The 18,224-nt window shown below is 69.7% G+C and carries 17 protein-coding genes; 9 read left to right on the forward strand and 8 right to left on the reverse strand.

Annotated features, from left to right (window positions below):
• Nucleotides 1-35: 35 nt before the first annotated feature.
• Genes WBA97_RS19530 through WBA97_RS19540 form a run of 3 tightly spaced genes read left to right on the forward strand, consistent with a single transcriptional unit; the run spans nt 36 to nt 1,553 of the window.
• On the forward strand, nt 36-452 hold the full coding sequence (locus tag WBA97_RS19530; protein WP_424232347.1) for a DUF6879 family protein: 417 nt from the start codon (nt 36-38) through the stop codon (nt 450-452).
• The gene (locus tag WBA97_RS19535; RefSeq protein WP_424232348.1) at nt 439-1,293 is read left to right on the forward strand and encodes a helix-turn-helix domain-containing protein; all 855 of its coding nucleotides are present in this window, start codon (nt 439-441) and stop codon (nt 1,291-1,293) included. The genes WBA97_RS19530 and WBA97_RS19535 overlap by 14 nt, the downstream gene beginning before the upstream one ends.
• 38 nt (nt 1,294-1,331) lie before the next feature.
• Nucleotides 1,332-1,553, forward strand: a complete 222-nt coding sequence (locus WBA97_RS19540; protein WP_424232292.1) for a hypothetical protein — start codon at nt 1,332-1,334, stop codon at nt 1,551-1,553.
• A 37-nt stretch (nt 1,554-1,590) separates the two neighbouring features.
• Here WBA97_RS19540 and add read toward each other — a convergent pair whose 3' ends face one another.
• On the reverse strand, nt 1,591-2,595 hold the full coding sequence (gene add, locus WBA97_RS19545) for an adenosine deaminase (RefSeq protein ID WP_424232293.1): 1,005 nt from the start codon (nt 2,593-2,595) through the stop codon (nt 1,591-1,593).
• Between the two features lie 199 nt (nt 2,596-2,794).
• On the opposite strand from add, the gene WBA97_RS19550 reads away from it, so the two are divergent.
• Complete coding sequence (locus tag WBA97_RS19550) at nt 2,795-4,354, forward strand: DUF4192 family protein (RefSeq protein ID WP_424232294.1); 1,560 nt, start codon at nt 2,795-2,797, stop codon at nt 4,352-4,354.
• 31 nt (nt 4,355-4,385) lie between these two features.
• Here WBA97_RS19550 and galE read toward each other — a convergent pair whose 3' ends face one another.
• The 3 genes from galE to WBA97_RS19565 all read right to left on the reverse strand — a co-directional run bounded on the left by galE (nt 4,386) and on the right by WBA97_RS19565 (nt 7,455).
• Entirely contained in the window at nt 4,386-5,348 is a 963-nt protein-coding gene (gene galE / locus WBA97_RS19555) for a UDP-glucose 4-epimerase GalE (protein WP_424232295.1), read from the reverse strand.
• 38 nt (nt 5,349-5,386) lie between these two features.
• A complete protein-coding gene (galK, locus tag WBA97_RS19560) occupies nt 5,387-6,580 on the reverse strand; it encodes a galactokinase (RefSeq protein WP_424232296.1) in 1,194 nt (397 codons plus the stop codon).
• 179 nt (nt 6,581-6,759) lie between these two features.
• The gene (locus WBA97_RS19565; protein WP_424232297.1) at nt 6,760-7,455 is read right to left on the reverse strand and encodes a metal-dependent transcriptional regulator; all 696 of its coding nucleotides are present in this window, start codon (nt 7,453-7,455) and stop codon (nt 6,760-6,762) included.
• Between the two features lie 127 nt (nt 7,456-7,582).
• Between WBA97_RS19565 and WBA97_RS19570 the strand changes: the two genes are divergently transcribed.
• The 5 genes from WBA97_RS19570 to WBA97_RS19590 all read left to right on the forward strand — a co-directional run bounded on the left by WBA97_RS19570 (nt 7,583) and on the right by WBA97_RS19590 (nt 13,588).
• Complete coding sequence (locus WBA97_RS19570; protein ID WP_424232298.1) at nt 7,583-8,428, forward strand: sulfurtransferase; 846 nt, start codon at nt 7,583-7,585, stop codon at nt 8,426-8,428.
• 78 nt (nt 8,429-8,506) lie between these two features.
• Nucleotides 8,507-9,676 carry an acetoin utilization protein AcuC gene (locus WBA97_RS19575; RefSeq protein ID WP_424232349.1) on the forward strand — a complete coding sequence of 390 codons (1,170 nt, stop codon included), beginning with the start codon at nt 8,507-8,509 and terminating at the stop codon, nt 9,674-9,676.
• 3 nt (nt 9,677-9,679) lie between these two features.
• Nucleotides 9,680-12,379 (forward strand): GNAT family N-acetyltransferase, encoded by a 2,700-nt coding sequence (locus tag WBA97_RS19580; RefSeq protein ID WP_424232299.1) that lies wholly within the window; start codon nt 9,680-9,682, stop codon nt 12,377-12,379.
• A 100-nt stretch (nt 12,380-12,479) separates the two neighbouring features.
• Entirely contained in the window at nt 12,480-12,905 is a 426-nt protein-coding gene (locus tag WBA97_RS19585) for a hypothetical protein (protein ID WP_424232300.1), read from the forward strand.
• 104 nt (nt 12,906-13,009) lie between these two features.
• A complete protein-coding gene (locus WBA97_RS19590) occupies nt 13,010-13,588 on the forward strand; it encodes a hypothetical protein (RefSeq protein ID WP_424232301.1) in 579 nt (192 codons plus the stop codon).
• Nucleotides 13,589-13,748: 160 nt separating this feature from the next.
• Here the strand turns inward: WBA97_RS19590 and WBA97_RS19595 are convergent, their stop codons facing one another.
• From WBA97_RS19595 to WBA97_RS19610, 4 genes are all read right to left on the reverse strand, one after another.
• Nucleotides 13,749-15,404, reverse strand: a complete 1,656-nt coding sequence (locus WBA97_RS19595) for a fumarate hydratase (RefSeq protein WP_424232302.1) — start codon at nt 15,402-15,404, stop codon at nt 13,749-13,751.
• A 343-nt stretch (nt 15,405-15,747) separates the two neighbouring features.
• Complete coding sequence (locus tag WBA97_RS19600) at nt 15,748-16,716, reverse strand: sigma-70 family RNA polymerase sigma factor (protein WP_424232303.1); 969 nt, start codon at nt 16,714-16,716, stop codon at nt 15,748-15,750.
• Nucleotides 16,717-16,933: 217 nt separating this feature from the next.
• Entirely contained in the window at nt 16,934-17,359 is a 426-nt protein-coding gene (gene dtd / locus WBA97_RS19605; RefSeq protein WP_424232304.1) for a D-aminoacyl-tRNA deacylase, read from the reverse strand.
• 23 nt (nt 17,360-17,382) lie between these two features.
• Nucleotides 17,383-18,144, reverse strand: coding sequence for a methyltransferase domain-containing protein (locus WBA97_RS19610; RefSeq protein WP_424232305.1), 762 nt, complete (start codon nt 18,142-18,144; stop codon nt 17,383-17,385).
• Nucleotides 18,145-18,224: the final 80 nt, after the last annotated feature.

Genomic DNA, 18,224 nt, shown 5'->3' on the forward strand with positions numbered 1-18,224 from the left:
GACCCTCTGACATCCTTCTGGGTGCGGCTTCCGCGCTGGCCCGTACAAGGCTTCTCGGACGCTGGAGAGCGGCCAGGCCGGAAGGACACAACGAGGCGTGGCACGAGACGGTCAGGGCTGCCGTATCGGAAGGTAAGTCCATCGGGCGGGCTCGCGTCGTCCGGCAACCGTTGACCGAATACCAGCGGTATCAACTAGATTGGGGCATTCCCGGCAACGTGGAAGCCGGTGAGGATATTCGTATCCTCGATCTGACCGAGGTTGAGTTGGATCTACCCGCGCACGACTTCTGGCTGTTTGATGACTCCCAGGTAGTTGATTTGAACTTCAATCCCGACGGAACACTTCTCAACGTGGACCGGCGAGAGAACCCCGATCTCGAAATGTACCAACGTTGGCAACGCGCCGCTCTGGAACACGCGGTGCCGTTCGGTGAATATGCCCGAACCTGAAAACCGGCAGGATCGTCGGAACCTCGCTGAGACGCTGAGGGATCTGCGCAAGGCGGCCGGACTATCCGGGGAGAGGCTGGCCGCTCGTATCGCCATGTCCCAATCCAAGATCAGCCGGATCGAGTCCGGCCGCATCTTGCCTTCGGTCGCAGACGTCGAGCGGATGCTGAGGGGGCTTGAGTCGGTCTCTCCTCCGGTGGCCGAGCATGTGTTATCGCTGGCGCGGGTGGCCAACGTCGAACACGCTTCCTGGCGTTCGGTCGCCCGCTCGGGTATGTGGCGGAAGCAAGCCGAGATCAAGGCGCTGACGGAGTCATCAGCGGAAGTCCGCCACTTCCTGCCGATCGTCTCCTCTGGGCTGCTGCAAACACCGGAGTACGCGCGGTATGCGCTGACGCCGGTGATCGAGGGTAACCCTGCCCGTGATATCGACCGGGCAGTCAGGGCGCGACTGGACAGTCAGGACACTCTGAACGATGAAACTCGCCAATTCTACTTTCTGTTGACCGAGCAGGCTGTGAGGTTGAAACGAGCGCCATCCCAGGCGATGGTTGGGCAACTTCGACATATGGCCGAGGTCGCCGAACGACAGAACGTCGAATTGTCGATTCTTCCTGGTTCGGCAATGGTTGGTGCCAGTCCGCTAAACGTCTTCGTTGCCTACGACGACCGGTTGGTGGTCGTCGAGTTGTTCTCTGGAGAGATAACCTTACGGGACTACCGGGACGTGTCGTATCACCTGAACGTATTCAAGTACTTTCGCGGTAGAGCAGTTACCGGAGACGATGCGCGGGACATTCTGGAATCGGTAGCCCGTGATTTTATGCGAGTACGTGACTAAAACTCGAAATATCGTAGACCGTGGCGGATGCTGGGGTCATGGCTGATCAAGTGGCGTGGTTCCTCTCGGGTTGGGACCTGAAGGTGCACGCGTTCCAGGCCCTCGGTGAGGTGGTGTCGGAAGCGGTGTGCACGCACTCTGCGCTGACGTCCCGACTGGTCGAGCCGACCGGGAATGAGACGAAGTGTCTCGGGTGCCTGCTGATCTTCGGTGATCAGCTGGCCACTCGCCACGGAAACGCCGCCTGGCGTTCCGCCTGACCCTTGCGAGACAGGTAGCCAGACAGGGCGGGCTCGTCTAGGCCCGCTCGACGGCGTCGATCTCGGCCAGCACTGTGGCTTTGAGGTCGTCGCCGCAGAACGCGGCGCGTACCCCGGCTCTCGCCAGGTCGGCGAGGTCGCCTCGGCTCAGCCCGAAGTGCTCGTGCACGAGCAGGTACTCGCGTTCGAGGTCGGTGTGGAACATGCCGGGGTCGTCGGTGGCGAGGGTGACCGGCACCCCGGCGTCGAGTAACCGCGGGAACGGGTGCTCGGCGAGGGTGGCGACGGCGCGGGTGCGGATGTTGGAGGTGGGGCACACCTCCACCGGGATGCCCTCGCCTGCCAGGTGCGCCAGCAGGTTCGTGTCGCGGACCGCGCTGGTGCCGTGCCCGATGCGTTCCGCGCGCAGGTGGGTGAGGGCCGACCAGATCGTCTCCGGGCCGGTGGTCTCACCCGCGTGCGGCACCAGATGCAGCCCGCCGTCGCGTGCCATGTCGAACGGCACGCGGTACCGCTCGCGGGGCACACCGGCCTCCTTGCCGCCGAGCCCGAAGCCGACCGTGCCCGCCGGGCGGTGCCGCAGCGCCCACTCGGCGGTCGTGATACCCGCCTCGTAGCCGAGCGAGCCCGCGATGTCGAACACCCAGGCCAGTACCACGCCGTGCGTGCGCAGCGCGAGCCTGCGGCCCTCGGTGAGCGCCTCGGCCAGCTCGTCCGGCTCGATGCCCATCAGGATGTGCGGCACCGGCGTGACCGTGACCTCCGCGTAGCGCACCTGGTTGGCGGCGAGGTCACGAGCGAGCCCGACGGTGAGCGCGGTGACGTCCGCACCCGTGCGCACGAGCTGGTTGACCTTCACATACACGTCGACGAAGTGCGCGAAGTCGGTGAACTCGTAGAACGCGCGTAACCGCTCCAGCTCCGTCGGCACCTCATGGCCGGGGTGGCGACGCGCCAGATCGAGGACGGTGTCCATCGACGCGGAGCCGACCAGGTGGACGTGGAGCTCTGCCTTGGGGAGACGGTGGATGAAGTCACGCACACCGACATGGTGCACGAGAGCACCGACAATTTCCGAGCAGAATGTCGGGCTCGGGTGGCGAGCGCGGCGCTACCACACCCCACCGACAATTCCCTTCCCCGGAGGCGGTTTCCTGGCCACTTGTCCACAGCCCACCCACTTGTCCACAATCGCGCCGCCGCGCACCCCGCACCGTCGTTCCTCCGCGCACAGTGGACGCATGACGACTTCGCTCCCACACACCCACATCGCACTCCGCGACCTGTCGGCACTGACCGCAGGCATCCCGTACATGATCGGCTTCCCGCCGAAGGACTCGTTGGTGCTGTTCACGTTCACCCGGGGTCCGGCGCTGACGATGGCCACGACGATGAGAGCGGACCTGCCCGCGCCCGGACACGTCGACGCTGTCGCCGACCACCTGGTCGCGGCGGCGGCCATGAACGAGGCTGCCGCGGTACTGGCCGTGCTCATCGGTGGCACGCAAGAGGAACACCGTCCTCTGGTCGACGCACTGAGCGAACGCCTCGCCGCCAAGGACATCCTGCTCGTGCACGCCAGCTGGGTACGCACCATCACCCATGGCGAACGCTGGCGGTGCTACCTCGATCCCCAGTGCACGGCCGAGATCCCGGACCCACAGACATCGACGTGGGCGGTCGCGAGCGCGATCGCGGGGGACCCGATGTACCGCGACCGCGAGGACATGGCGACACAACTGGCACCCGACCCACCGAAAACCCTTGCGAGAAGGGAAGAACTACTCGACACGCACCTCAGGAGCCCGCAGAGTCAGTACACGGAGGCGGACCTGGTGGCAGACGTAGCCATGGTCACGAGCATGCTGACCGAAGCAGAGGCGACACCGGACCTGCCGGTGCTGAACGACCGCCAGGTGGTGCGCCTGGCGCGAGCACTGTCCCACCCGGAGGTGAAGGACGAGTGCATCGCGGCGGCGCTGACGGCAACCCCGCACGCGGCGGAACGCCTGTGGACGGTGCTGATCCGCGCGCTGCCAGCCCCGGAACGAGCGGAACCGGCGGTGCTGCTGGCAATGTCGGCGTACCTGCGCGGCGCGGGTGTCCTGGCGGCACTGGCCGTACGAACGGCGTTGGACGCCAACCCGGCCCACGCAATGGCGTTGTTGCTTGACCAGGCCCTCAGCCACCCTGTCCCAGCCCACCACCTGCGAACGCTGCTGATGAAGAGCATCCTGAGAAACGAGGGCCTCGCAGACGACACCCTGGACGACGATCCTCCATGGGAGACAACCCCATCACCACAACAACCCACGTCACCGAAGGAGGACCCACCCCGCCCCGACAACCCACCCGACACGGAGCCACCTCGCACGGACCGGCCACCCAGCAACGCCGAGCGCGCCAGCATGAACGAGCCATCCAACAACGACGGGCCACCCAGCAACGCCGAGCGCGCCAGCATGAACGAGCCGTCCAGCAGCGACGGGTCGCCCAGCGCGGACGGGCGACCCGCCAACGACCGGCGACCCGGCAACGGCGGGCCGCTTCGTGCGGGCGGACCGCCCCGCGCCGACGAAACGTCCGGCGTGGTCGGGCCGCCCGGCAACGCCGAGCCGCCCGATCCGCCGTCCTCGGAAGCCGCCGCGTTTCCAGGTTCCGGCTCGCTGCTTCCCGAACACGCACCGGGTGCGCTGAACGTCCGCACGGCAGCCACTCTGGGGCTACTCGCCCCCGCGCGGCCCACGGTCAACCCGCTGACCGAGTGCCTGCCCCCGTGGCCGGGAGGTGATGGTGAGTGATCAACACAAGCCTTGGGCGCCGCCGAGCCGGTCAGAGGGCGGAGCGGGCCTGCGTGAACTCCCACGCGTCGCCGACGATGGTGTCCAGGTCCACGTGTTCCGGCTTCCAGCCCAGTTCGTCGCGGGCGAGGTCGCTGGAGGCGATCAGGGTGGGTGGGTCGCCGGGCCTGCGGTCCTTGATCTCGGCGGGGATCGGGTGTCCGGTCACCTTGCGGCAGGTCTCGATGACCTCGCGGACGGAGAAGCCGGTGCCGCTGCCCAGGTTGTAGATGTCGTGGCTGCCCGGCTTCGCGTGTTCGAGGGCGAGCAGGTGTGCCTCGGCGAGGTCGGCGACGTGGATGTAGTCGCGGACGCAGGTGCCGTCGGCGGTCGGGTAGTCCTCGCCGTAGACGTGGATCGCCTCGCGTTGGCCAAGGGCGACCTGCAGGACCAGCGGGATGAGGTGGGTCTCTGTGGTGTGGCGCTCGCCGTAGCCGCCCCACGCGCCCGCGACGTTGAAGTACCGCAGGCTCACCGCACCCAGCCCGTGTGCCTGCGCATAGGAGGTGATGGCGTGATCGATGGCGAGCTTGGTGGCGCCATAGGTGTTGGTGGGGCGCGTCGGCGCGGTCTCGACGATCGGGACCACCTCGGCCTGCCCGTACACGGCGGCCGTGGACGAGAACACGAGTCGTGGCGTCCCGGAGGCGCGCACGGCCTCGAGCAGACGAAGGGAGGTGAGCACGTTGCCGTCCCAGTACTTCCTGGGGTCCTGCATCGACTCGGCGACCAGTGACTTCGCGGCGAAGTGGAGCACGCCGTCGAAGCCTTCCGCGAGCAGGCCTTCCGCGGCCTCGGCCAGGTCCGCCTGGACGAATCGGCAGCCCTCTGGCACGGCGTCGGCGTGGCCGGTCGACAGGTCGTCCAGCACGACGACCTCGTGGCCGGCCTTCAGCAGCCGCGCCGCGCACACGCTTCCGACATACCCTGCCCCGCCCGTCACGAGCAGCTTCACCACGTTCTCCGTTTCGTCTGCGACATATTCGACAAAGCTCAGCTGTCGCGGCCCGCGCCCGGGGAGGGCGCCGCCGTGAACAGACCCGGCGCGGTCAGTCCGCGCTCGGCGAACGCCGCCAGCACCTGCTTGCCGACGGTCTCCACCTCGTCGGCGGCGACGAGTGCGATCGCGGACCCGCCGAAGCCGCCGCCGGTCATCCTGGCACCCAGTGCACCCTCGGCGAGCGCCGTGTCCACCGCGATGTCCAACTCGAGGCACGAGATGCGGTAGTCGTCGCGCATGCTGGCATGGGAGGCGGTCAGCAGGTCGCCGATGTCGGCGATGCGGCCCGCGCGCAGGTGCTCCACCGTGCGTTCCACGCGGACGTTCTCGGTGACCACGTGGCGGACGAGCGGGCGGAGCTCTTCTGGCAACCGGGGCAGTGCGTCGTCGAGTCCGGACTCGGTGACGTCACGCAGCGCGGGCAGCCCGAGCAACTCCGCCGCGCGTTCGCAGCCCGCGCGGCGTTCGCGGTAACCGGAGTCGCTGTGTGAGTGCTTCGCCTTGGTGTCGATGACGAGCACGGCCAGACCAGCAGAGGAGGCGTCGAACGGAACCTGCTCCAGGGATCCGGAGCGCACGTCGAGGAACAGCACGTGGTCGGCGACGCACGAGAGCGACGCGGTCTGGTCGAGCAGACCGGTCGGGACGCCGACGTAGTCGTTCTCGGATCGCTGCACCCACCTGGCGACCGTCGCGCGGCTCGGTGCGGCAGGCTCGTCCAGCTCCACCCCGGCCAGCCCGAGCAGCGCCAGCGCGGTCGCGCACTGCAACGCATGAGAGGAGGACAGACCGGCGCCGGCGGGCACGTCGCCCGCGATGACGAGATCGGCGCCACCGCCGAAACCCTCGTCGCGCAGCACCCAGGCCACCCCCGACGGGTACGCCGCCCAGCCCTCGACCGAACCGGGCGCCAGGTCGGCGATGGCCACGGGCGCGGCCTGCTGGGGCCTGCCGTCGCCGCCGACCGTGGTGACGGCCAGCACGCCGTCGTCGCGGGGTGACGCGGCCACCGCGATGCGGTACGGCAACGCGAACGGCAGCACGAAACCGTCGTTGTAGTCGGTGTGCTCGCCAATCAGGTTGACGCGGCCCGGCGCCGACCACACACCGGTGGGCGGTCGGCCGTGCCTACCGAGGAACTCGGCGGCCGCGCGGGCGGGCACGTTGTGCGTGGCCGTGCCGAGCACGGACGCGTCGGCTCCCGAGGAGGACCCCACAGCGGGGGCCGCAGTGGATGTCGCAGTGGGTGTCGCAGTGGGTGCCGGAACGGGCGCCGCGGAACCGACTGGTGCACTGCCGGTGGGGGTGTTGTCCTGCGCGTCGGCGGTGCCGTGCTCGTTGGTGGTGGTCACGTGGCCGGGGTCGCCTACTTCGCGCGGGCGAGCACGGCGTGCAGCACGGTCGGCGCGACCAGCGCCGAGCTGCGCTCGCCGCTGACCTCGATCGTGTGGCCTTCGCCCTTGGACGGGCCGACCTGCACGGTCTGGCCCGGGATCACGCCGACCTCCTTGAGCTCGGCCATGAGGTCCGGGTCGAGCTGCACGTGCTCGGCGATGCGGCGGACCTCGACCTTGCCGCCGCCGCGGCGGGCGACGTCGTCCATGCGGACCAGGTCGGCCTCCACCGGCGGGGCGGGCTCGCCCTCGCCGAGCTTGTCCAGACCGGGGATCGGGTTGCCGTAGGGCGACGTGGTCGGGTGGCCGAGCAGCTTCACCAGCTTGCGCTCGACGGCCTCGCTCATCACGTGCTCCCAGCGGCACGCCTCACTGTGGACGTGCTCCCACTCCAGACCGATGACGTCGACCAGGAGGCGCTCGGCGAGGCGGTGCTTGCGCATCACCGTGATGGCGAGGGCGCGGCCGTGATCGGTGAGCTCCAGGTGCCGGTCGCCCGCGACGACGACCAAGCCGTCCCGTTCCATGCGGCCGACGGTCTGGCTGACGGTCGGACCGCTCTGACCGAGGCGCTCGGCGAGCCTGGCGCGCAGCGGGACGACGCCCTCCTCCTCGAGCTCGTAGATCGTCTTGAGGTACATCTCGGTGGTGTCGATGAGCTCGTTCACGCCGTTCCCCTTCGTCGTCAACCATGTTAGTCGCTCGTCCGGGTGGAGCAGTGTGGCGGTCACGGGCAGTAAACGGGTGCCGCTGCGGGACAGGGCACGGCAGTTCGGGTGAGTGGAGAATAGCCGGGTGACTACTCCGTTGGTGTCGTGTGCCGACCTCGCTGTGTCGCTGTCCTCCTCGGCTCCGCCGACGCTTCTCGACGTGCGCTGGCGCCTCGGTGGCCTGCCCGGCCGGGACGACTACGACCGAGGGCACCTGCCCGGTGCTGTGTTCCTCGACCTCGACACCGACCTCGCCGCGCCGCCGGGCCCCGGCGGCAGGCACCCGTTGCCCTCGCCAGCGGAGCTGGAGCGGGTACTGCGGGCCGCCGGTGTCCGGGACGGTCACCCGGTCGTGGCCTACGACGCGGACAACGGCTCGATCGCCGCCCGCCTGTGGTGGCTGCTGCGCTGGGCGGGCCACGATCGGGTCCGCGTACTCGACGGCGGGTTCGCCGCGTGGCAGGCGGAGGGGCGGCCGGTGACCACCGGCGTGCCCGTGCCGGACGAGGGCGACGTCACCGTCCGGCCGGGACAGTTGCCGGTCGTCGACGCCGACGGTGCGGCCGGGCTGGCACGCACGGGCCTGTTGCTGGACGCTCGCGCGCCGGAGCGCTACCGGGGCGACGTGGAGCCGATCGACCCTGAGGCGGGGCACGTGCCGGGGGCGGTCAACGCGCCGTTCTCCGCCCACACGGGACCGGACGGCCGTTGGCGCACACCGGAGGAGCTGGCCGCTCACTTCGCAGGCCTTGGCGTCCTCGGCGACCAGCCGGTCGGCGCGTACTGCGGCTCCGGTGTCACCGCCACCTCGGTGCTGCTCGCGCTCGAGGTCGCCGGGGTGACGGACAGGGCCGCCCTGTACGCGGGGTCGTGGTCCAACTGGAGCGCGGACCCGGACCGGCCGGTGGCCACGGGCGACGCACCCGGCTGATGGACCTGTATACAGAATGCAACATGCCTCGGTGACCGGCCGGGGCCACCTCGTCTCGATTAGGGTTGCGTCATGGGCTTGCCTGGATCGGTCGTGTGGGACTCCGCCTTGCTCGGTTACGACCTCGGCGGCGAGCATCCGCTGCACCCGGTCAGGCTCGACCTGACCATCCGGCTCGCGTCCGCGCTCGGGGTCCTCGACGGGGTCGAGCTGCTCGTCCCGCAGGAGGCCACGGACGCCGAGATCGAGCGCATCCACGACGCCGGGTACGTCGCCGCCGTGCGGGAGGCGCCGATGGCCGGGTGGGACGTCGGGCACGGGCTCGGCACCCCGGACAACCCCGTGTTCGCCGACATGCACGAGGCGTCTGCCAGGGTCGTCGGCTCCTCGCTGCTCGCCGCGCGGCAGATCGCGAGCGGGGCGACGAAGCGGGCGGTCGGCATCGCGGGCGGGCTGCACCACGCGATGCGCGACCACGCGCACGGCTTCTGTGTCTACAACGACCTCGCCGTGGCCATCTCCTGGTTGCTGGACAACGGGTACGAGCGCATCGCGTACCTCGACACCGACGTCCACCACGGCGACGGGGTGCAGGCCGCCTTCTACGACGACCCCCGCGTGCTGACGATCTCCCTGCACCAGAACCCGCTGACGCTCTTCCCCGGCACCGGCTTCGCCGACGAGACCGGCGGGCCGAACGCCCCTGGCAGCGCCGTCAACGTGCCCTTGCCGCCCAACACAGGCGACCGCGCGTGGCTGCGGGCCTTCCACGCGGTCGTCCCGTCGCTGCTCGGTGAGTTCCAGCCCCAACTGCTCGTCAGCCAGTGCGGTGTGGACACCCATCAGGAGGACCCACTCGCGTCGCTGTCACTGTCCGTCGACGGGCACCGCACGATCTACCGGACCGTGCGCGACCTCGCGGAGCGGTACGCGGGTGGCAACTGGCTCGCCGCGGGCGGGGGCGGCTACGCGCTCCTGCGTGTCGTGCCGCGGTCATGGACCCACCTGATCGCGACCGTGCTGGACCGGGACGTCTCCGTCGACACCACGCTGCCGAGCGAGTGGACCCGTTTCGTCGACAAGATCGCGCCCACCGCCGAGCTGCCGCTCACCATGAGCGACGGCAAGAGCGTCGACTTCGAGCCGTGGGACGGCGAGGACGGCGAGCGGGTCGACAGCATCATCAAGGAGGTCCGGCGCGCGGTCTTCCCGCTGCACGGCCTCGATCCCGACGATCCGAGAGACTGACCCATGTCAGCCGGCCAGCGGGACCCGTTCGACTACCCCAGGGACTGGGAGGCCGACGTGGTGCTGTCCGACGGCGGCACCGTGCACCTGCGGCCGATCGTGCCGAGCGATGGTGACGCGCTGCTCGCCTTCCACGGCCGCATGTCCGAACGCACCCGCTACCTGCGGTACTTCGGCGCGTACCCGCAGATCCCGCCACGCGACCTCGAGCGGTTCACCACGGTCGACCACCACGACCGGGTCGCGTTCGTCGCGCTGCTCGGCGACGACATCGTCGCCGTGGCCCGCTACGAGCGCATCGACCACGGGCCGACCGCGGAGGTCGCGTTCGTTGTCGAGGACCGGCACCAGAGCCGGGGCCTCGGACCGATCCTGCTGGAACACCTCGCCGCCGCGGCGCGGGAGAGCGGGATCCCGCGGTTCGTCGCCGAGGTGCTCGCCGAGAACTCCGCCATGCTCGGCGTGTTCCGCGCAGCGGGCTACCAGGTCACCCGCGAGATGGAAGAGGGCGTCTTCCACCTGGAGTTCGCCATCGACCCCACCGAGGAGGCGGTCGCGGTCGCCCGGTCAAGGGAGCAGGCGGCGGAGGCGCGCAGCGTGCACAACCTGCTGCACCCGACGTCGGTCGCGCTGATCGGCGCCTCCACCGACCCGGACAAGATCGGCTACGCGGTGCTCGGGAACCTCCTGCGGGCCGACTTCGCCGGGCCCGTCTTCCCCGTGAACGCCGAGCACTCGTCGGTGCGCGGGGTGCGGGCGTACGCGAGCGTCCTCGACATCCCCGACCCCGTCGACCTCGCGGTGGTGGCGGTGCCCGCCGAGCACATGGACGAGGTGATGGACGCCTGCCTCGCCAAGGGCGTCAAAGCGCTCGTGGTGATCTCGTCGGGCTTCGGCGAGACCGGGCCCGCCGGTGAGGGTGCCGAGCGCAGGCTGGTCACCGAGGCACGGGCACACGGCATGCGGGTCGTCGGGCCCAACGCGCTCGGTGTGGTCAACACCGACCCGGCCGTGCGCCTCAACGCGACGCTCGCACCGAAGCTGCCGGGCCACGGCCGCAGCGGGTTCTTCAGCCAGTCCGGTGCGCTCGGTACCGCGATCCTCGCCGACGCCGCCGCACGTGGGCTCGGCCTGTCGACGTTCGTGTCCGCTGGCAACCGCGCCGACGTCTCTGGCAACGACCTGCTGCAGTACTGGGAGACCGACCCGGCGACCGACGTGGTGTTGTTGTACCTGGAGTCGTTCGGCAACCCGCGCAAGTTCGCGCGGCTCGCACGCAGGCTCGGCCGGGTCAAGCCGATCGTCGCGGTGAAGTCGGGCCGCAACGCCGTGGTGCCCGCGCTGGCGGCGACGTCGGTCGAGGTCGACGACGCGAGCGTGCAGGCCCTGTTCGAGCAGGCGGGCGTCATCCGCGTCGAGTCGATCGCGCAGCTCTTCGACACCGCGCTGCTGCTCGCGCACCAGCCACTGCCACGTGGCGGCCGGGTCGCGGTCGTCGGCAACTCGTCCGCGATCGGCGTGCTGGCCGCCGACGCCGCGCTGGGGCAGGGCCTCGAGCTGGCGGGCCCGCCGGTGGACGTCGGCGCGTCGGCGGGACCGGACGTGCTCGCCGACGCGGTCCGTGCGCACCTGCGCGGCGACGAGGCCGACGCACTGGTCGTGGTGTTCGTGCCGCCGCTGTCGATTCCCGGCGCCGAGTACGCGCGGGCGCTTCGGGACGCGGCCGCCGAGGAGGGCGGCACGAAGCCGATAGTGTCGACTTTCCTTGCCACGGAAGGTATTCCGGCCGAGCTGGCGGTGCGTGGCACGGACGGTTCGCCCGCTCGCGGCTCGATCCCGTCCTATCCGAGCCCGGAACGGGCCGTGCTCGCACTGGCCCGCGCGACCCGGTACGCGGCGTGGCAGTCCGCGCCGAAGGGCGACCTGGTGCGCCCCGCGGACCTCGACAGCGAGGGTGCCCGCGAGCTGGTGCTGTCCCGGTTGTCCGAGATGGACGGTGAACTCGATGGGCTCGTCGAGCTGACGGACGCCGAGGCCGTGCGCCTGTTTTCCTGCTACGGCATCGAGATCGTGCCGCACCGGACCGCCACGTCGGCCGACGAGGCGGTCACCGCGGCCGAGGAGCTCGGGTACCCGGTGGCGGTGAAGGCCACCGGGGAGCGGTGGTGGCGCCGTCCCGACCTGGAGGGCGTGCGGCTCGACCTGGCGACCTCGGAGGCCGTGCGAGCCGCGTTCGGAGACCTGGCCGAGCTGGCCGAGGTGGCCGACCTGTACGTGCAGCGCATGGCACCCAAGGGGATCGGCTGCGCGATCGGGCTGCGCGACGACCCGTCGTTCGGCGCGCTCGTCTCGTTCGGACTGTCCGGTGTGGTCTCCGACCTGCTCGGCGACCGCGCCTACCGCGCGGTGCCGCTGACCGACGTGGACGCCGCCGCGCTGGTCCGTGCGCCGAAGGCCGCGCCGCTGCTCACCGGCTACCGCGGCAGCGAACCGGCCGACCTGGACGCGCTGGCGGACCTGGTGCTGCGGGTCGCCGCGCTCGCCGAGGACGTGCCACAGGTCCGGTGGCTCGCGCTGGAGCCGATCCTGGCGGGCCCGACGGGTGCGCAGGCCGTCGGCGGGCGGGTGAGGGTCGGGCCGTCGCCGTCGCAGCAGGACAGTGGTCCGCGCAGGCTGCGATCACTGAATTTCATACGAAAGTAGTGTTTGTCGGCCTCTGAGCAACCGGCTGTCGCACCCGCCGCGTCCTCTGCACATGAAACGCCTAGGAACCGTTGTTGGCGCTGGCGTTCTGCTCTTGGTCATGAGCGCTTGCGCCGACACGCAAGAGAGCCAGGAGCCGGGTGCCGGCTCGAACGAGCCGCCCGCGACGTCGGAGTCGGCCACACCCGATCGTCAGCCGGCGAGGACACCTCCCGCCGGTGGCGAAGCGGTGGCGAAACCCCAGATCGACAACTCACTGTTGCCGAAGGGTTACCCGCAGTTGGTGTGGACCGAGGACGACGGGAAGTCCATCGGCGTGGTCGCCCAGGAGGGCGGCTGCGGCAAGGCCAGCGTGGAGGTGCCGGAACAGACCGACACGCAGGTCGTGGTGCTGATGGTGGAGACACAGCCCGCACAGCCGAAGGCCTGCACGATGGACCTGCGCTACCCCAAGATCACCACGGAGCTGGACGCGCCGCTTGGCGACCGCACGGTGGTGCTGAAGTCGGAGCAGCGCAAGGCCTGACACAACAGAAGACCTTTCTCCCTGGTGCCCGGCCGTGCGACGCCCCCGCGCGGCCGGGCACCGTCTCGTGCAACCAGGACCAGGGCGGCTACCGTCCTTCCCCCATGAGGGCTTTGCTGACCGCCGCCACCGCGGCACTCGCGCTCGGCGTACTGGCCGGGTGCGGGACCGCGTCCACCCCCGCCGCGTCCGACCAGAGCGCCACCACCACGTCGGAGCGCCCGTCGAAGACGCCACCGGAGCCGCCGACACCGTCGGACGTGGCCACGCCACAGCCGCCCGAGGCAGGCAAGCCCCAGAACCCGTCGGGCGGTGAGCCGCCCGTGACCATCGGCCCGAACGGCCCGGTCGTCCCCCCGGGTGTCACCGAGGTGCCATCGGGCCAGGTCGACGCGACCGCGCTGCCGCAGTACATCGAGTTCGGCAACAAGGTGTGGCAGTTCGACGACGGTTTCTCGCTGCAGATGTTCGCGGGCGCGAGCAGCGGTTGCTCCGGCGCGGAGGCCGTGCTCCTCGACCAGTCCGCCGATGCGGTGAAGATCGTCGTGCGCCCGCTGGACCAGCCCCAGGGCGGTCGCCCTGACGACAGCGTGTGCACCCAGGTCATGACGCCGGTGCCGGTGACGGTCGCCCTCGACCAGCCGCTGCGGGACCGGAAGGTCCTGCTGTCGGCCGGCCGCTAGTGTCCCGAACCGGAAATGCGGTGCGTGAGTCGGTGGATCCAGGTTTCTGCCGGCAAGGCGCCGATCCTCCCTCGTACCGGGTTGTACCTGGGTGGATCGGCAACGCCGCCAGCAGGAAGCTGGGCCGCCGAATCAGGTGCCAGATCTCCGGTTCGGGACACTAGCGGCGGAACGCGATCTGCAGCGTGGGCTGCGAGGTGCCCGCGAAGAAGTCGTTGCCCTTGTCGTCGACCACGATGAACGCGGGGAAGTCCTCGACCTCGATCTTCCACACGGCTTCCATGCCGAGCTCTGGGTACTCGAGGACGTCGACCTTCTTGATGCAGTCCTGCGCGAGCCGGGCCGCGGGGCCGCCGATCGAGCCGAGGTAGAACCCGCCGTGCGACTGGCAGGCGTCGGTGACCTGACGGGACCGGTTGCCCTTGGCGAGCATGACCAGTGAGCCGCCGGCGGCCTGGAACTGCTCGACGTAGGAGTCCATGCGCCCGGCCGTGGTCGGCCCGAACGAACCGGAGGCGTAACCGTCCGGGGTCTTGGCGGGGCCCGCGTAGTAGACGGGATGGTCGCGCAGGTAGTCCGGCATCGGCTCGCCCGCGTCGAGGCGCTCCTTGATCTTCGCGTGCGCGATGTCACGGGCCACGACCAGCGGCCCGGTCAGCGACAGCCGGGTCTTGACCGGCAGCGACGACAGGGTCGCGCGGATCTCGTCCATGGGCCGGGTGAGGTCGATCTTCACGACCTCGTCGGTCAGCTCGTCGTCGGTGGTGTCCGGCAGGAACCGCGCTGGGTCGCGTTCGAGCTGCTCGATGAACACGCCGTCCGCGGTGATCTTGGCCTTGGCCTGGCGGTCGGCGGAGCAGGACACGGCGATGCCGACCGGGCAGGACGCGCCGTGGCGGGGGAGCCGGACGACGCGGACGTCGTGGCAGAAGTACTTGCCGCCGAACTGCGCGCCGATCCCGAACTGGCGGGTCATCTCCAGGACCTGCTGTTCGAGGTCGGTGTCCCGGAACGCGTGCCCGAGCGGCGAGCCCTCGGTCGGCAGGTTGTCGAGGTAGCGGGCGGAGGCGAGCTTGGCGACCTTCAGTGTGTTCTCGGCGGAGGTGCCGCCGACGACGATCGCGAGGTGGTAGGGCGGGCACGCGGCGGTGCCGAGGCCGCGGAGCTTCTCGTCGAGGAACTTCGCGAGGCGCTTCGGGTTCAGCAGCGCCTTGGTCTCCTGGTACAGGAAGGTCTTGTTGGCGCTGCCGCCGCCCTTGGCCATGAACAGGAACTCGTACTCCGGCTTGTCGCCGTCCTTGTGGTAGAGCTCCAGCTGGGCGGGGAGGTTGGTGCCGGTGTTGCGTTCGTCCCAGAAGTTCAGCGGGGCGAGCTGGGAGTAGCGGAGGTTCAGCTCCTGGTAGGCCTCGAAGACGCCCTTGGCGAGCGCGGCCTCATCGGCGCCGCCGGTGAGCACGTTCTCGGTGCGCTTGCCGATGACGATCGCGGTGCCGGTGTCCTGGCACATGGGGAGCACGCCGCCCGCGGAGATGCACGCGTTGCGGAGGAGATCCATGGCGACGAAGCGGTCGTTACCGCTGGCCTCGGGGTCGTCGACGATGGCGCGCAGCTGGGTGAGGTGGCCTGCGCGCAACAGGTGCTGGATGTCCCGGATCGCTTCCTTGGCGAGTGCCGTGAGCGCTTCGGGTGCGACTTCGAGGAACGTCCGCCCCGCGGCTTCGATGACCTTGACCCCGTCCGCGGTGACCAGACGGTATTCGGTCGTGTTGTCCGGTCCGAGGGGTAGAGCTTCGGCGTACTCGAAGGTCGCGGTCACCGTGGGACTCCTGTGTCAGTGGTGGAATTCCCTGACGTTACCGCGTGTCGGACAGGCAACGGACTGTGGCGTTCCTCGCGACCCGAACCCCCAACTCACGGGTTCTGAACCGTGGACTCGCGGGTTCTGAACCGTGGACTCGCGGGTTCTGAACCGTGGACTCGCGGGTTATGAGCCGAGAGGCCGCGGCGGCCCCCGGCCGTCGCGACCTCCCGTTGGTGGGCGTCACGGATGGTGATTAACCATCCGCTCCGCGTAGTCCCGTGCCTAGACCGTGCCGTGGCGGGAGGCACGTGTCAATGGGTTCCTGCATCCTGGACGGACTCGATGCGGAATTGGTTGCTCAGCTGGCGTATGCGCGTAGTTTTTCGGCTCGTTCGCCCTGCCGGAGCTTGGACATGACCTCTCGTTCGATCTGGCGGACGCGTTCGCGGGAGAGGCCGAAGCGCTTGCCGATCTGGTCGAGAGTGTGCGGCTGTCCGTCGTCGAGGCCGTAGCGGAGGCGGATCACCGACTGCTCGCGGTCGTCGAGGGTGGAGAGCACGCGACGCAGGTCGTCGTGCAGCAGGCCGGAGATCACGGCGCTCTCGGCGTCCGTGGCCTCGCCGTCCTCGATGAAGTCGCCGAGGGGGGCGTCTTCGTCGGAGCCGACCGGCATGTCCAGGCTCACCGGGTCGCGGGCGTGGTCGAGCAGGTCCGACACCTTCTCGGGGGTCAGGCCGACTTCCTTCGCCAGTTCGTCATGAGTGGCCTCACGGCCGAGCTGCTGGTGCAGGTCGCGCTTGAGGCGGGCGATCTTGTTGACCTGCTCCACCAGGTGGACAGGAAGGCGGATCGTCCTGCTCTGGTCGGCCATGCCACGGGTGATGGCCTGCCGGATCCACCATGTCGCGTACGTGGAGAACTTGAAACCCTTGGTGTAGTCGAACTTCTCGACAGCGCGGATCAGGCCCAGGTTGCCCTCCTGGATCAGGTCCAGCAGCGGCATGCCCCGCCCGGTGTACCGCTTCGCGAGCGACACGACGAGCCGGAGGTTCGCCTCCAGCAGATGGTTCTTCGCCAGGTGGCCGTCGCCGACGAGCTGGCGCAGCTCGTAACCGCGTGTACCGTCGAGCTTGTCGGCGGTGTCGAGCATGTGTTGCGCGAACACACCCGCCTCGATGCGCTTGGCCAGCTCGACCTCCTGAGCCGCGGTCAACAGCGCGGTCCGGCCGATGCCGTTGAGGTAGACGCGGACCAGGTCGGCCGCGGGGCCCTGGGCATCGAGATCGATGTCGCCGGGCTCCGGCTCGCGTTGCTGTGGGACCGTCATGCTCTCCCTCCCCCTTTCGCGGGCTGGCGTGTTCTGCATCACACACCTGCCATGTGTCCGGTGGGCCACCTGACGGTGGTTCGCTGTCGGTGGCCGGACACTCTGGAAAACGCCGTTGGGTCTCGATTCGTTCCCGAGATCTCAACAGGATGACGTCGGCCTCACCACAGTGGTTGCTCCACCATTGCTGAGCTTTTCCTGAGAGAGGTGGAGGGGATCAGACCTCGACGATGACCGTGAACGGCCCGTCGTTCTCTGAGGCGACCGTCATGGCCGCGCCGAAACGCCCGGTCTCCACCCGTGCGCCTCGGGTGCGCAGCGCCGCGACGACCGCGTCGACGAGTGGCTCGGCGACCTCCGGGCGGGCCGCGTGTGTCCACGACGGACGACGGCCCTTGCGGGTGTCGCCATACAATGTGAACTGGCTCACGACGAGCAAGGGGGCGCCCGCCGTCGCGCACGACAGCTCGTCGCGCAGGATGCGTAGTTCGTGCAGTTTGCGGGCCATCGTGTCGACCTGGGCGGTCGTGTCCCCGTCCGCGATGCCGAGCAGCACCAGCAGACCCGGCTCCTTGATCTCGCCGACCACCGACCCGTCGACGGTCACACTCGCCGACAACACCCTCGCCACCACCGCACGCACGGGTGGATCGTGTCAAAACGGTCTCAGCGGCGGGCCACCAGGTGGTAGTACCGCGCGGTCAGCAGGTGCGGCATGCGGTCGGACAGCGCCAGTTCGAGCCGCTCCAGGTCCGCCATGAACAACGGGTCGGCCGCGTCCTCCTCGGCGACGAGGTCGCTCACGCACCGCACGCCGTAGCGGACGATCTCCTCCATGCCCAGTTCGGCGAGCGTCGCCACCACCTCGCCGACCGTGCCCGGCGTCGACCACTGGTCGACGATGCCGTCCAGCTCCCGCAGCGCGAGCGCGGGCGCGCGGTCGCGCAGCACGGCCCGCGCCGGGCCGAAGTCCTCGTTCGGGCCGAGGACCGACAGCAGCCCGCCCGGCCGCAGCGGCGCGGTGATCGCCAGCAGAACGGCCCGTCGCTCGTCCGGTGACTCGGCGTAGTGCAACAGGTTGTGGCACAGCACGAGGTCGAAGTCGGCGCCGGTGAACACCTCGGGCGCGTCGTGGGCGGCGGCCTGGGCCACGTGCAGCCGGTCGGCGACGCCGTGCGCCTCCGCCGCGTGGATCGCCGCGCGCAGCATGGCGCCTGCCGGGTCGAGCACGGTCACCTCGTGACCCTGTGCCGCGAGCCGGACCGCGGTCATGCCGTTACCGCCCGCCACATCCAGCACCCGTGCGGGCTCCTGGCCGAGATGACGGGCGAGGTTGGCCTCGGTGACCGTGTGCCGCAATCGCTCCAGCGGGCTCTGGCGCCACTGCTGGAGATGATCCAGATGGGTCTCGAACCCGCTCAAGGTCATGAAACCTTCATACCGGCTTTCATCCGCCTGACAAGGGATTACTACCCGGATGGCGCAATCGGCGGGGGAAGGTGCGACGA

The organism is Actinophytocola sp. (genome assembly GCF_049647105.1).
Taxonomy (GTDB): domain Bacteria; phylum Actinomycetota; class Actinomycetes; order Mycobacteriales; family Pseudonocardiaceae; genus Actinophytocola.

Excerpts from the sequence above, each read along its gene's own strand:
- WBA97_RS19550 (WP_424232294.1), top strand. The coding sequence starts at position 2,795 with ATGACGACTTCGCTCCCACACACCCACATCGCACTCCGCGACCTGTCG.
- WBA97_RS19540 (WP_424232292.1), top strand. The coding sequence starts at position 1,332 with ATGGCTGATCAAGTGGCGTGGTTCCTCTCGGGTTGGGACCTGAAGGTG.
- WBA97_RS19590 (WP_424232301.1), top strand. The coding sequence starts at position 13,010 with ATGAGGGCTTTGCTGACCGCCGCCACCGCGGCACTCGCGCTCGGCGTA.
- WBA97_RS19585 (WP_424232300.1), top strand. The coding sequence starts at position 12,480 with ATGAGCGCTTGCGCCGACACGCAAGAGAGCCAGGAGCCGGGTGCCGGC.
- WBA97_RS19600 (WP_424232303.1), bottom strand. The coding sequence starts at position 16,716 with ATGACGGTCCCACAGCAACGCGAGCCGGAGCCCGGCGACATCGATCTC.
- WBA97_RS19580 (WP_424232299.1), top strand. The coding sequence starts at position 9,680 with ATGTCAGCCGGCCAGCGGGACCCGTTCGACTACCCCAGGGACTGGGAG.
- WBA97_RS19535 (WP_424232348.1), top strand. The coding sequence starts at position 439 with ATGCCCGAACCTGAAAACCGGCAGGATCGTCGGAACCTCGCTGAGACG.
- WBA97_RS19610 (WP_424232305.1), bottom strand. The coding sequence starts at position 18,144 with ATGACCTTGAGCGGGTTCGAGACCCATCTGGATCATCTCCAGCAGTGG.